The following is a 13088-nucleotide window of genomic DNA, read 5'->3' on the forward strand; positions in this document are numbered from 1 at the left end:
GAGTCTTTCTTGTTTGCTTCTAAATTAATTAAATTACTTCTTAGCAGCTGCTGTAGATGGGTTTAAGTTTGTTAAACGTCCACTTTCAGTACCTGCAGTCTCATCAATAACAGCATTGATGAGGGCTGGTTTACCGGCAGCAATTGCTTCTGTTAATGCTGCTTCTAATTCTGCTGGGGTTGTTACATAGTAGCCAACACCACCAAATGCTTCGATCATCTTGTCGTAACGCGCGTCTTTAACAAACACGGTTGGCGCAACATCCGCACCACCAGTTGGGTTTTGATCAGTACCGCGATACACACCATTGTTGTTGAACACGACGGTTGTGATTGGAAGCTTGTAACGGCAAACGGTTTCTAATTCCATACCGCTAAAACCGAAAGCACTGTCGCCCTCAACTGCCACTGTTGGCAAGCCGCTAGTAACAGCTGCGCCAATTGCGTAGCCCATACCGATACCCATAATGCCCCAAGTACCAGAGTCAAAACGCTTACGTGGCTTGTACATATCAACGATTGCACGGCAGTAATCCAATGTGTTTGCGCCCTCGTTAACCAAGTTCACATCTGGGTTCTTCTTGATTACATCACGAATCACGCGCAATGCGCCATGGAAGTTCATTGGGTTTGCTTCTTTAGCCAATGTCTCAGCCATCTTCGCTGTGTTCTTCTCTTTCTTCTCGGTAATCGCAGCAATCCACTCAGCGCTTGGCTTCGGAACAGCAGAAATGCCCTTCAAGAGTTCACCAACGCATGAACCAATGTCACCAATCAATGGTGCAGCGATCTGTACGTTGCTATCGACTTCGTTTGCTTGAATATCGATTTGGATAAATTTCTTAGGATCTTTGCCCCATGTCTTGCCCTTACCGTGAGCAAGCAACCAGTTCAAACGCGCACCAACCAACATCACCGCATCAGCTTCAGCCAATACAAATGAACGTGCTGCAGAAGCAGATTGTGGATGGTTATCTGGCAATAAACCTTTTGCCATAGACATTGGCAAGTAAGGAATGCCGGATTTTTCGATCAAATCACGAATCTCTTTATCAGCCTGTGCATAAGCAGCACCTTTACCCAAGAGGATCAATGGACGCTTAGCGCCTTTGAGTACATCTAATGCACGAGCAACCGCATCAGCAGCTGGGATCTGACGTGGAACTGGATCGATTACCTTGAAGATAGACTTCTTAGCTTCTTCAACAGGCATAGTTTGAGACAACAACTGCGCTGGCAAGTCTAAATAGACACCGCCTGGACGGCCAGATACAGCGGCACGAATCGCACGAGCAAAACCAATGCCGATATCTTCAATGTGATTAATACGATAAGCCGCTTTACAGTATGGCTTAGCTGCATTGAGCTGATCCATCTCTTCGTAGTCACCCTGCTGCAAGTCAACGATTTCACGTTCGCTTGAACCAGAAATCAAAATCATTGGGAAGCAGTTCACAGTAGCGTTAGCCAATGCAGTCAAACCATTCAAGAAACCTGGCGCAGAAACAGTCATGCAAATACCAGGCTTTTGTGTCATGTAACCAGCAATCGCCGCAGCATTACCTGCGTGTTGCTCATGACGGAAACCAATGAAGCGCAAACCTTCCGCCTGAGCCAAACGGCAAAGGTCAGTAATTGGAATACCAACAAGACCAAAAATAGTGTTGAGGTCGTTTGCTTTCAACGCATCGATAACGAGGTGAAAGCCATCTGTTAACTGGGTGTTTTGATTATCTGTTGTCATAGTTATGTATGTGAATTGCAGGTGTAGCCCCAATGTTCATTAAGGCAATTTAGCTTGCGCTACGGTCTCCAATAAAGTTATGAATCGCACTACGGGTTTTGAGACCCGCTTAGGCTGATGTGAATATTAGGCTTGGGGGTGGGGATCATCATTGACTTCGGTCAATTTCCCTCAATTCCTTGATCCCAAAGGGGGTTACCCTCTTAGAAAAGGCTTAAATAAAGAGCTCTTTATGCTTGGTTTTAAGGCGACTTAGAGTCTCTGGAGAGAGATTTAAATAAGCGGCGAGCTCTTTCTTGGGGAGGAGCTCAAAGAGGTCTTCGTACTTGCGGAGAAAACGCTCTACCCGACCTGGGGCATCAAGCATGTGTAAGGTAATTGTGTGAGCCATGATCTCGCTCATCAGGCGCATTACCTCAAACTCGAAGCTTTCTTTGAGTGGCTTGTGCTCTTCTAGAAACTCCGCCCACTTTTTAAGGGGCATGCGGGCCACGCGAGCTTTAGTGACACTGGCAATACTGTAAGGGGCCGCAGTCTTTAGACGCCATGCGGCGTAACTGGTCTCAATATCTTTTTCAATGGAAAAACGCAAAATCATCTCTTTAGCGTCTGCGCTTGAAACGATGCGCTTCAAGATTCCGTCCAGCACGAAGTACTGCTCCATCTGATGATCACCCTGATGCAGCAAAATCTCAGACTTTTTGAGATCTGAAATCTCTAAATGACGCTCCAAATCCGCCATTGCAGCTGAATCCAAGCTATTTAGTACACAGTTTTGGCTCAACTGAAGGCGAATCAGGTTTTTTTCGGGGTGCTTATCTAATGCGGTCATGAATCTTTTTGTCCTAAGGCTCTATTGTAGGCTTATTGACCTTCGTCAAGTCTTTTGGGTTTTGCTGCGTTGCAATATTAATTACTTGATTTCAAGGGTGGAGAACCCTTCATTCGGCTTTGGAACATTGATATGTCCATAGGGGCAATGGCGACAAGCATTGCCACAACATTTGCCCTGCTTTAGAAGAGCATTGCTTGTTAGGACTTGGTATCCGGATGTGGGATCAATATAAGTGTCCATGCCCAGTGCGCATGCTTGCTCATGAAGTTGCTTGATATTTTGCATATTGATAGAAATGAAAGCGCCCTAGGTCGCCTTCATTAAAAGTCGCCAAAAATTAACTAAGCTCTGATTTATTTAAAGGTGTACTTTGCCGTCACAAAATATGTTGTTGGTGTACTTGGATAGTAGTAGTAGCCACTGCTTGAAGAATACCCGCCCGAAGTAGCGTACGTACTGCCCCCAATATTCTTAACCGTAAATCTCATATCCCAAGAGTCTATGTTGTAGTTGATATAGGCATCAGCAGCAACATAAGACGGCATTTTTGCTAGGGAGTTAATAACCGTTGGCGAAGCATCATAATTTTGGCCGCCTACATAGTTAACAACTAAGCCAGTATTCCACTGACTGTTTAGCATATATTGGGCTCTGGCATTGAGCAACAAGTCTGGCGATAGACCAACTCCAGCACCTGAATATGGTCCGGCCGCAAAAAGAGATTTTTGCAACTTACCTCCTCCAGCCAAGGTGAGATTTTTCATAACACTTGAGGATGCATCAAACACGAAACCCGTGCGATTAATATTGCCCGTCGAATTTAAATTCACACTAGTTTCTGGGTCGAATCGAATCTCATTTTGAGTAATTGACTGAAATACGGAAGCTGAAATGTGGGTCTTGTTTATATTCCAATCCCCACCCGCTGAATAGGTTTGTGTAATTTGCGGCCTTAAGATGCCATTAAATACTGGCGCCCATGTATTTGGATCAAACCCCCAGAACTCATCAGTATTTGGAAATCGATAAGACTGATCCCATTTAATAAATACCTTCTGACCTGGCTGATAGTTATAGTTCGCAGCAAGATCTCCTGCATTTGCAGAATATTTTTGACTTGCACTGACTGTAGATCCAGTTGAGTAGTCATTTGTCGAAGCATTTTGAGCTTGATGCCTAAATCCACCGCTCGCCTCTAAGCCCTCAAGAAGCCTCAAAGGTATTCGTGCAATTAAATACACCGACTGATTTAAAACACTGACATTCTGTTGAAGGCTAGTATTGTTAAAAGTACTACCCGAAGAGGAGCTTTGCGATGCTTGATTAAAGTCGTATCCAATAACTGTAGTTCCCCAAGCGCCGAAGTTAGCTTTTATCTTTGGATTAATTGCTAATTGCCAATTGGGATAAAGGCCATAGTAACCCGAACCATATGGGTAATTTTGATTCATATTCTTATTTGAATATGTGCCATCAATATCAAAAGTTACTTGATCGCTAATTGCCTTTATAAAACCAGCCCTAATTCCAGAGTTATCGGTGACAGTTGTAGAACCAATGAATCTTGCTCGCGCAGACTGCGGGTTTCCTGACCCCGCCTGACCAAGCAGTGCGCCTGAAGTTTGCGCATTAGAGTGGTTCAAAAAGATATCCGCGTACACATTGTCCTCACCACCCAAGGCTTGAGTGAGCTTAGCATCAAAAGAATATGCATTCGCAGCAGAATTTTGACGCCAACCATCCGTATTGGATGTATTGGCTGTCAACTGAATGGTTGTGTCGTCAAACTTATTACGCAAAATTGCATTATTAATAAGAGTGTTGTAGCTACCATATGTCACCGATGCTTGATTTAAGTTTTTCGCACCGCCATTGGTGATGATGTTAATGACGCCACCAACAGCGCCATTACCATACTGAACGCTAGCGCCACCTTGCAGAACTTCAATTCTTTCGATAGAGTCAATAGGAATTGACTCCCAATTAATAGTGCCCGAATCTATTGGGTTCAAGCGTTGACCATCAATCAATATCAACGTAGTGCTACTCGCAGTGGCCCCAAATCCACCCATATCAACTGTGGCATCTAGATTCAGTGGATTCCCGCTTGTACTCCTTACATCTAACCCCCCGATTTGGGATAAGACTTCAGGAATGTTATTTGAGGTTGAATTCTCAATTTGATCTCGAGTGATGACTTTTATGTCGGCAGGAACTTCATTCAAGTTCTCTTCAAAACGAGATCCAGTTACAACAACGGTTTGTTGATTAGATTGCGCAATTAAGTTTGGTGACGCAATCGTTAATACCGCCCCAGAAAAAATGAGGTGAAGCTTCTTCTTGCTAAAAAAATGCATGGCATTCCATATTTAAATATCGATTTCGTTAACTCTCCTCGTTAACAAAATCAAAACAGAAATCAGAAATAGGCATGCGAAGAAAGGCAATAGCAGTGCTACTGCATAATCGGCACACGAAAATCCCACGTTCGTAATTTCCACCCATTGAAGCCGGTATCCGGACTAGCGAACTCAAACATTTGACCTTCCCAAGCACTTTTGCTCAGTGGTATTTACAAATGCCTTGCATCTAACTTCAGATACGTTCACTTACCGTTGCGAGGACAGTTTGGCCGCTCTCAAGATCACTCTCTCAAACTCCAAGTTCCCGTTTAACTGCCTTTAAATTAATAAGGGCGAGCACTATCATCGTCTGTAATTCTAACAAACCGGGTAAGCGCTCACTGTATATTGAGTGAATCTATGCAGCAAGAGCCTTTTTATCTGGCTTGATTAGCCACTGTCGCCCTAACTTTCGCCTGAGGCTACAATGCCCATATGAGCGAGCCAACCTCCCCACCCCCAAGTCTTGATGACTTAAGCGCGTCACTTCAGCGCTTGTCTGAGAAGATTTCTCTTGTTCAAGATGCCGTGCGTAATCTGACTCAGAGTCGTGCTCAACTTGAGGGCAAGATTGAAGATGCTCAAAAACGTGTGCAACGGATCTTGAGTCGCTTGCCTGAGCAAAACGATGGACGCCAACTGAACTTACTTGGCGAAACAATTCCAACAACCAATCCAGAGGACGACAGTGAGCCAACAACGCATTGAAGTAACTCTTGCCGGTCAGAAGATCACTTTAGCTACCAGCGCTGAACATGAACCACTGCTTCGTGCAGCCTGTGTATTAGTTGATGAACAAATTCAACTTGCAATTAGTGGTGGCAATCGTAGCATTGAGCGCGCTAGCATGATGGCCGCACTCAAAATCGCTGGCGATCTAATCAAGCTACAAAATAGTTCAACGCAACAAAGCACTTCCTCTAATGTCAGCTCTGATGAAGTTTCTCGTCTTCAAGCGGAGATTCGTGATCTTGAGGAACAAGTAGATACTTTGATGCAAACCCTTTCCCTGCCTGGTTCGCCAAGGCCAATAGTTCCTTGAACCGATGCGCAAGCATCAGGAACGATCTTTACCTTGTGGGCGTGAGCGTTTTGCGAGTTCACAGTGCCAACTCAGACTTGGTTTCTCCCTGAACTCCTTAATGCACCCGAAGCAAAGTAGCCGTTCCACCTTGAACCTTTGGGTTCAGGATAACGGCCTAGCGGCTAAGGCGGGGAATTCATGTTACTAAGCGATATCTTGATGCTGATGCTATGCGGAAGCATCTCTGGATTTTTAGCGGGACTTCTTGGCATTGGTGGCGGCATGATCTTAGTGCCGTTCATGATTCTTGTATTTAATCACCTTGGCTTTAATCAAGAAGTAATTGTGCACATGGCTATTGCTACAGGCATGGCCACCATCTTATTTACCACCTCTTCTGCTATTTGGGCCCACCACAAACACGGCTCGATTGATTGGAAGTTGGTCGCCTCACTCAGCCCTGGAATGATTTTTGGCGGACTCATTGGTGGTAGCGAATTATTTGAAGCATTGAAGACTTCTTGGCTCTCACTGTTCTTTGCCATTTTTATTGTTTACACATCGATTCAGATGTTGTTGAATAAAAAGCCTACAGCAGGCAGAGATTTACCTGGCGTAATTGGACTTTTCTCCTTTGGAACCTTCGCAGGTGCTTTGGCCAGCCTCGTTGGCGCAGGTGGCGCCTTTATTACCGTGCCATTTATGCTCTGGTGTAATGTAAAACCCCACACCGCAATGGCAACATCCTCAGGCTTGGGGCTACCAGTTTCAATGGCCGCGACTCTCGGCTATATGTATGGAAGCTGGGGTAATCCTAACCTTCCATCAGGTTCATTGGGATTTGTTTACTTACCTGCGGTAGCTTGTATTGTGATTGTGAGTATCTTTACGGCACCCTTTGGCGCCAAGATGGCCAGAAAACTTAACGTCGCTCAACTCAAGCGCGTCTTTGGCATCATGCTGTTTTTCCTTGCAGCCTTCATGTTTAATGAAAGCCGCAAGGCATTTGGCTTCTAAACAGCGATTAAATTAGCTGCTGTATTGCTGACGCAGAATATTTTTCTGCACTTTACCCATTGCGTTGCGGGGTAAGTCCGCAACAATTTCTAGACGCTTTGGAATCTTGAAATTGGCGATCTGAGTTTTCAGGGTTGCGATCATCGCTTCAGAATTTAACTTAGCGCCCTTCTTCGGAACAACGATTGCCATTACCGCCTCACCAAAATCAGGATGTGGAATACCAATTACCGCGCTCTCATCCACACCATCCATATCATCAATAAAGCCTTCGATTTCTTTTGGATACACGTTGTATCCACCAGAAATAATCAAGTCTTTACTGCGTCCAACAATGCACAGGTAATCATTTGGAGCTTTACCGCCATTGGCCTCGCCACCCCAGCGACCCACGTCACCTGTCTTGAACCAACCATCTTTGGTAAATTCTTCAGCGGTTTTTTCTGGCATGCGCCAGTAACCCTTAAATATGTTCGGGCCTTTTACTTGGATGCTACCAATTTCATTCACGCCGCATGGTTTGTTTTTATCGTCCACCACTCGCACTTTTACACCCGGCAATGGCAAACCAACTGATCCGCCTACGCGTGCACCTTTGTATGGATTCGATACCAACATCACGGTCTCGCTCATGCCATAACGTTCTAATATAGGCTGGCCAATCACCTTCTTAAAGGTATTGAACGTTTCAGTTAGCAATGGCGCTGAGCCTGAAATAAACAAACGCATATTGCGCGCTACTCTCTTGTTAAACCCTTTGTCCGCCAATAAGCGCACATAGAAAGTTGGCACACCCATCAATACCGTTGACTTAGGCATGTGATGAATTAACTGCGACACATCCAAACGTGGCAACCAAATCATCTTACTACCGTTAATCAAAGCGCCATGCGCCGCCACAAATAAGCCATGCACGTGGAAAATTGGCAAAGCGTGCAAAAGCACATCACCTTTTACCCACCCCCAATACTTTTGCAATACTTGAGCATTGCTGTACAAGTTCTTATGGGTCAGCATCGCGCCTTTGCTGCGGCCAGTAGTACCAGAGGTATATAAGATGGCAGCCAAGTCATCATCTTTTGTGACAACCGTTTGAAATGCATCACTTAACTTACCTGCTTTCTCAAGCAAGGTACCTGTTCGATTGTCATCTAAGGTTAGAACATGTTTAGTGCCCGCTTTAGATGCAACCTTTGATACCCAAGAGTAATTCTTACTACTGCAAACTACTAGCGCGGGCTCAGCGTTTTCAATAAAGTACTGCATCTCAGCCGCTTGATAGGCTGTATTGAGCGGTAAGTAGACATAACCAGCACGGATAGTAGCCAAGTACAAGAATAAAGCCTCAGGAGATTTTTCAACTTGAACCGCAACTCGAGAGCCTACTGGAAGCTTGAGGCTCTTTAATAAATTTGCCAGCTTGGCTGTAGCGCGCTCCAAATCACTCCATGAGTAATACAAGCCATCATGGGTCTCAATGGCGCAGGCTGATTTATCTTTTGGAAAGCCTTTTTCCAATACCGAATACAAATTCATGAAGTAGTCCTAGTGAATGCAGTTATTTCAATTAAATCAATGAACCCTTGCTGGCCCCATAACGTAGTCAGACAAACCGGTGGCAATCTCTGGCATAAAGCAGAGCAGCACAACAGAGAGAATCATGATCACAACGAATGGCAGAACTCCATAAATGATTTCATTTAGAGAGATATCGGGTGCAATATTTTTAATCACAAAGATATTGAGGCCAACCGGTGGATGTATCAGACCTGTCTCCATCACAATGGTCATGACTACGCCAAACCATACCAAGTCAAAACCTGCGGCGCGCAACGGCGGCAAGAAGATAGGCGCAGTCATCAAAATAATCGACACTGGCGGCAGGAAGAATCCCAAAATAATCACCAGAATCAAGATGGCGGTTAAGAGACCCCATCTACCCAAACCAAGATCCACAATGGCTTGCGCCGCTGACTGACTCAAATGCAAGTGGCTCATGACGTTTGAGAACAATAAAGACATGCCAATAATGAACATCAGCATGGTGGATTCTTTAATGGTGGCATTAAGCAATGGGGATAAATCTTTGACGCGCCACATCTTGTAGATACCCGCAATCAAGGCGAAAGCCAAAATCGCGCCAAGGCCCGCAGTTTCAGATGGGGTTGCATAACCTCCATACAAAGCAACCATCACACCAATCAGCAAAACTAAGAATGGTAGTACGCGAGGAAGCGAACTCATTTTCTGCTGCATGGTGTAAGTCTGTCGCTCCAAAATTGCCTGCTTAGGAGCACCCTTCTCTACTGCATGTAGAGCCATGTTGTATTCCTTGCGGAAACGATACACGGTATACATGGAGAAGAAGACCACCAACATCAAACCAGGGCCAATACCAGCGAGAAATAAACGACCCAGCGATTGCTCCGCAGCAACGGAGTAAAGAATCATGGTGATGGAAGGAGGCAACAAGATACCAAGCGTTCCACCGGCTGCAATAATTCCTGCGGCTAAGCCAGAAGAATACCCACGCTTACGCATCTCTGGAATACCAGCGCTGCCAATTGCTGAGCAAGTTGCCGGGCTTGAACCCGCCATTGCCGCAAATAATGCACAAGCCAACACGTTTGCAACGCCAAGTCCGCCAGGAACCTTGCCCAACCATACATGCAATGCCTCGTATAAATCTTGACCAGCGCGTGATCGACCAATAGCTGCGCCCTTCAAAATGAATAGTGGAATCGAAAGCAACGTAATACTTGCCATCTCTTCATATACGTTTTGAGTAACCGTATCTAAGGAAGAGGCCGGCATGAAGAAAAACATAAATACAACTGCGACAGAGCCAAGTGCAAATGAAATTGGCATGCCTGAGAACATAATCAACAAAGTGACTACGCCGAATAACAACCCGAGCATCATGATAGACATGCTTATTCCCCTTTGTTTGGATTAACTACATCTCCAAACGCTTGGAGCAAAATTTGGAATGCCAATAAAGTCATTCCGATCGACATCATGATGTACGGAATCCACAAAGGTGGCGCCCATGAGGATGAGGTAACTTGCCCGTCCACCCAAGCCTCATGAAACAAAGTCCATGACTTCCAAGCAAAGAATGCACAAAAAGCAAAAGACGCAAGGTCAATCAGCAAGACTCTGACCTGGTTGACCGCCTTAGGAAGCATTGTCGAGATCGCAGAGATACCTACGTGCCCCCTAATTTGCTGCACATAAGCGCCACACAAAAATGTCGCGCCCACTAAGCAGAAAACCGCAGCCTCATCTTGCCAATCTGTTGTGGCTCCAAAAAAAGCACGAGAGGCAACGCTGTAACTCAAAATTACTGAGGCTGCTACCAAGGCCAATGATCCTAAAAAGACCATCAATCGATTAATGCCTGACATAAAGCGGTCAGTCGCTTGCAAGAGCTCACTCATATCAGCTTATTTTTTCCGCAGCTTTAAGTAATGCCGCACAACTTTCGTTCTTTTCTGAGTAATCTTTCCATGCAGTATCACGAGCAATTGCTTTCCATTTATCCACAACAGCGGCATCCACATCAGACACCTTGCTACCCGCCCTTGCATAGGCCAAGGCTGCAGTCTTGTCGTCGTCCTTTGCTGCATCCATGCCAAATTTTTCCATTTCAGCACCAGCCGCCATCAATGCATCGCGCTGGTCTTTTGGTAAAGAGTCAAAAATTTGTTTAGACATCATCAAAGGCTCAAGCATGAACCAATAGGATTTTTGGCGAGCGCTTGTAAACGCTTTAGCCAACTCCTCTAACTTAAATGACATGAAGCTAGTAGAAGAGGTATACGCTGCATCCATTGCACCAGTCTGCATTGCGGCATAAATTTCATTAGATGGTAGAGAGATCACTGAAGCGCCGGCTGCTTTTAGCATCAAATCAAATTCACGGCTACCACCACGGATCTTTAAGCCTTTGACATCCTCAGGATTTACGATCGACTTGGAACGGCTGGCAACACCGCCCGCCTGCCAAACCCAACTCAACAGAATGATTCCCTTGTCTTCCAAAACCTTAGTCAACATGCGACCCACTTCAGCAGTCTTCCACTTGGCTGCCTGCTCGTAGCTACTCACCAATGCTGGCATTAATCCAATATTTAACTCTGGTACTTCACCGCCCGCATACGGCATTGGAAACAATGAAATATCCAAGGCACCCTTACGCATTGCACTAAATTGCGCATTGGTCTTCATCAATGATGAGCCTGGATAAATCTGGAACTTTAATGCGCCCTTAGTGCGCTTTTCTACAGATTCAGCAAATTTTCTACACAAACGGTCACGGAAATCACCTGCCTGAATAGTTCCACCAGGAAATTGATGAGAAATATTCAATGTCTTAGTCGCGCCCTGGGCAGCTGCATTTGAGCCGTAACCCATCACTCCCGCCAAGGGCAAAGCGGCTGATCCAGCCAATAATTGCCGACGAATGGTATTTGGCTTTGATTGGCCTGCATTCAAATGAAATTTGTTGCTCATGCTGATCTCCTCATTAGTTCATTCTTTTACTATTTATTGTCTGGATCTTGGCGCCCAGTTTTCTCTATTCTAAAGCGAATCACTCTTTGGGATTCTGCTCTGACTGCTCCTCCTAAATACCTTCTACGGCAAATCAGACCTGCATCAAGCGCCCCACCGCACGGGAATAATCAATTTCTCCATGGGTAAAGCGCTCATGATTTTCTTCCACGGAAGATAAATCGTATAGGTAATTGACCATCAAAGAGGCAGACTGACGCAATCCTTTGCGAGACAAATCTCCCGCCCAATTAATTTGATGTAGCTTGGCGCCATTACCTAGGTGGAACTTAGCAACAGGATTGCCGTTTCTACCAGCAGATCCCAAGGCTAGATAAATACTTGCAAGACACAACAATGCAGATTTTTCTTTTTCTGTCGCATTGTCAGGATGCCATCCAGCGCTGAGTCGCTCCGTCCAAGATCGATTGGCTAGATTTAATACTTCCAAAGACTGCTCTCGAGCCAATCGAACAGCCGGCTTTAATTGAACGCCTGTTTTTTCATCGCTTATGTCAGCGCCTGCGGCAACCCAATCAATAAATCCAGGGATAGGCGAGAGTGTTACAAAGGTTTTAATACCTGGGAATTCAGCATGCAATTGCTCAGCAACACGCTTGATCAAGAAATTGCCCATGGATACGCCACGCAATCCCGGCTCACAGTTACTAATTGAATAGAAGGCTGCAACTTTGTATTGAGATGTCTGGTGTACAGTCTCCGCCTTTTTATCCACTAAGGGCGTAATGACTGCTGGAATTTCAGGAAGTAAAGCAACCTCAACGAAGATCAGGGGTTCATTAGGTAACTGCGGATGAAAGAAAGCAAAGCAGCGACGGTCCGGCTGTAAGCGCCTACGCAGATCGTCCCAGCCGTCAATGGCATGCACCGCCTCGTGCTGAATTAACTTCTCTAGCACTTCAGCAGGGGATTTCCAATCAACACGATGCATCTTTAGAAAACCAGGATTAAACCAAGAAGATAAAAGATGGCGTAAATCAAAATCGACAGCAGTCAATTCTGGTTGCTTATCTAGTAACTGCAATAAATCACGACGCATGGCAACTAAGCCCGCGGTACCATTAGTTGCACGATTTAAGCGGCGGAATAATTCCTGTCTTGGCGGTTCAGTCACACGCTGTAACTTAATATAGTTACGCGCATTTGCTTCACTAGCAAAGTTTTGAGCTGCAGCCATTACTGCTGCTGGATCTGGATTCAGCTTTTCAAACAAGAAAGTAAAAAACTTCTGATGCTGATCTTTGGTCAGCTTGCGATAGTTATTAAATACATCGTCAGCCATACTAAGAGCATTCGATTCCCCCCTCTCGGAGATGAGTCGATTAACCGCGCCAGTGACGCGAGAGAAATAACGTGCTTTTGCCAACTTTTCCAGCATGGATCTTCACCTAGCAAGAGAATTCATTGATGTAGTTGAAAATGTATTCCCGCTCAATACAGGAATCAATTAACTGAAGTCTATTTTCATTAACTTTTAGTTAATGATATATGC

At 45.1% G+C, this 13088-nt stretch carries 11 protein-coding genes, 1 other RNA gene, 1 pseudogene and 1 riboswitch; of the genes and pseudogenes, 4 read left to right on the forward strand and 9 right to left on the reverse strand.

Translation table 11 applies throughout. From position 1 onward, the window contains the following. Positions 1 to 33: 33 nt before the first annotated feature. From oxc to ICV39_RS09595, 4 genes are all read right to left on the reverse strand, one after another. The gene (oxc, locus tag ICV39_RS09580) at positions 34 to 1743 is read right to left on the reverse strand and encodes an oxalyl-CoA decarboxylase (protein WP_173955477.1); all 1710 of its coding nucleotides are present in this window, start codon (positions 1741 to 1743) and stop codon (positions 34 to 36) included. Positions 1744 to 1957: 214 nt separating this feature from the next. Further along, the gene (locus tag ICV39_RS09585) at positions 1958 to 2575 is read right to left on the reverse strand and encodes a Crp/Fnr family transcriptional regulator (protein WP_215389854.1); all 618 of its coding nucleotides are present in this window, start codon (positions 2573 to 2575) and stop codon (positions 1958 to 1960) included. A gap of 81 nt (positions 2576 to 2656) precedes the next feature. Further along, entirely contained in the window at positions 2657 to 2863 is a 207-nt protein-coding gene (locus ICV39_RS09590; protein ID WP_215389855.1) for a DUF5522 domain-containing protein, read from the reverse strand. A gap of 68 nt (positions 2864 to 2931) precedes the next feature. Further along, on the reverse strand, positions 2932 to 4935 hold the full coding sequence (locus ICV39_RS09595; protein WP_215389856.1) for a TonB-dependent receptor: 2004 nt from the start codon (positions 4933 to 4935) through the stop codon (positions 2932 to 2934). A gap of 133 nt (positions 4936 to 5068) precedes the next feature. Further along, positions 5069 to 5300: riboswitch (cobalamin riboswitch) on the reverse strand. Between the two features lie 115 nt (positions 5301 to 5415). On the opposite strand from ICV39_RS09595, the gene ICV39_RS09600 reads away from it, so the two are divergent. The 4 genes and pseudogenes from ICV39_RS09600 (at position 5416) to ICV39_RS09615 (ending at position 7021) form a co-directional block, all read left to right on the forward strand. After that, the gene (locus tag ICV39_RS09600; protein ID WP_215389857.1) at positions 5416 to 5688 is read left to right on the forward strand and encodes a hypothetical protein; all 273 of its coding nucleotides are present in this window, start codon (positions 5416 to 5418) and stop codon (positions 5686 to 5688) included. Beyond that, positions 5669 to 5884: pseudogene (locus ICV39_RS10130) on the forward strand (cell division protein ZapA); the annotation flags it as partial. The gene ICV39_RS09600 and the pseudogene ICV39_RS10130, both read left to right, overlap by 20 nt. Before the next feature lie 99 nt (positions 5885 to 5983). Continuing rightward, a non-coding RNA gene (gene ssrS, locus ICV39_RS09610) (6S RNA) lies at positions 5984 to 6202 on the forward strand. Further along, a complete protein-coding gene (locus ICV39_RS09615) occupies positions 6203 to 7021 on the forward strand; it encodes a sulfite exporter TauE/SafE family protein (protein WP_215389858.1) in 819 nt (272 codons plus the stop codon). A 12-nt stretch (positions 7022 to 7033) separates the two neighbouring features. On the opposite strand, the gene ICV39_RS09620 is transcribed toward ICV39_RS09615, so the two are convergent. The 5 genes from ICV39_RS09620 to ICV39_RS09640 all read right to left on the reverse strand — a co-directional run bounded on the left by ICV39_RS09620 (position 7034) and on the right by ICV39_RS09640 (position 12974). Continuing rightward, entirely contained in the window at positions 7034 to 8557 is a 1524-nt protein-coding gene (locus ICV39_RS09620) for a malonyl-CoA synthase (RefSeq protein WP_215389859.1), read from the reverse strand. A gap of 36 nt (positions 8558 to 8593) precedes the next feature. After that, positions 8594 to 9952: a TRAP transporter large permease gene (locus tag ICV39_RS09625; protein ID WP_215389860.1), complete on the reverse strand. Its 1359-nt coding sequence runs from the start codon at positions 9950 to 9952 to the stop codon at positions 8594 to 8596. Between the two features lie 2 nt (positions 9953 to 9954). Continuing rightward, positions 9955 to 10461 (reverse strand): TRAP transporter small permease, encoded by a 507-nt coding sequence (locus ICV39_RS09630; RefSeq protein ID WP_215389861.1) that lies wholly within the window; start codon positions 10459 to 10461, stop codon positions 9955 to 9957. A 1-nt stretch (position 10462) separates the two neighbouring features. Next, positions 10463 to 11536, reverse strand: coding sequence for a TRAP transporter substrate-binding protein DctP (gene dctP / locus ICV39_RS09635; RefSeq protein WP_371816538.1), 1074 nt, complete (start codon positions 11534 to 11536; stop codon positions 10463 to 10465). 133 nt (positions 11537 to 11669) lie between these two features. Then, positions 11670 to 12974 (reverse strand): malonyl-CoA decarboxylase domain-containing protein, encoded by a 1305-nt coding sequence (locus ICV39_RS09640; RefSeq protein WP_215389862.1) that lies wholly within the window; start codon positions 12972 to 12974, stop codon positions 11670 to 11672. Positions 12975 to 13088: the final 114 nt, after the last annotated feature.

This window comes from Polynucleobacter sp. MWH-UH25E (genome assembly GCF_018687095.1).
GTDB lineage: Bacteria > Pseudomonadota > Gammaproteobacteria > Burkholderiales > Burkholderiaceae > Polynucleobacter.

What these genes read in the sequence shown, in the direction of transcription:
- oxc (WP_173955477.1), bottom strand. Translation starts at nt 1,743, where the DNA reads ATGACAACAGATAATCAAAACACCCAGTTAACAGATGGCTTTCACCTC.
- ICV39_RS09585 (WP_215389854.1), bottom strand. Translation starts at nt 2,575, where the DNA reads ATGACCGCATTAGATAAGCACCCCGAAAAAAACCTGATTCGCCTTCAG.
- ICV39_RS09590 (WP_215389855.1), bottom strand. Translation starts at nt 2,863, where the DNA reads ATGCAAAATATCAAGCAACTTCATGAGCAAGCATGCGCACTGGGCATG.
- ICV39_RS09595 (WP_215389856.1), bottom strand. Translation starts at nt 4,935, where the DNA reads ATGCATTTTTTTAGCAAGAAGAAGCTTCACCTCATTTTTTCTGGGGCG.
- ICV39_RS09600 (WP_215389857.1), top strand. Translation starts at nt 5,416, where the DNA reads ATGAGCGAGCCAACCTCCCCACCCCCAAGTCTTGATGACTTAAGCGCG.
- ICV39_RS09615 (WP_215389858.1), top strand. Translation starts at nt 6,203, where the DNA reads ATGTTACTAAGCGATATCTTGATGCTGATGCTATGCGGAAGCATCTCT.
- ICV39_RS09620 (WP_215389859.1), bottom strand. Translation starts at nt 8,557, where the DNA reads ATGAATTTGTATTCGGTATTGGAAAAAGGCTTTCCAAAAGATAAATCA.
- ICV39_RS09625 (WP_215389860.1), bottom strand. Translation starts at nt 9,952, where the DNA reads ATGTCTATCATGATGCTCGGGTTGTTATTCGGCGTAGTCACTTTGTTG.
- ICV39_RS09630 (WP_215389861.1), bottom strand. Translation starts at nt 10,461, where the DNA reads ATGAGTGAGCTCTTGCAAGCGACTGACCGCTTTATGTCAGGCATTAAT.
- dctP (WP_371816538.1), bottom strand. Translation starts at nt 11,536, where the DNA reads ATGAGCAACAAATTTCATTTGAATGCAGGCCAATCAAAGCCAAATACC.
- ICV39_RS09640 (WP_215389862.1), bottom strand. Translation starts at nt 12,974, where the DNA reads ATGCTGGAAAAGTTGGCAAAAGCACGTTATTTCTCTCGCGTCACTGGC.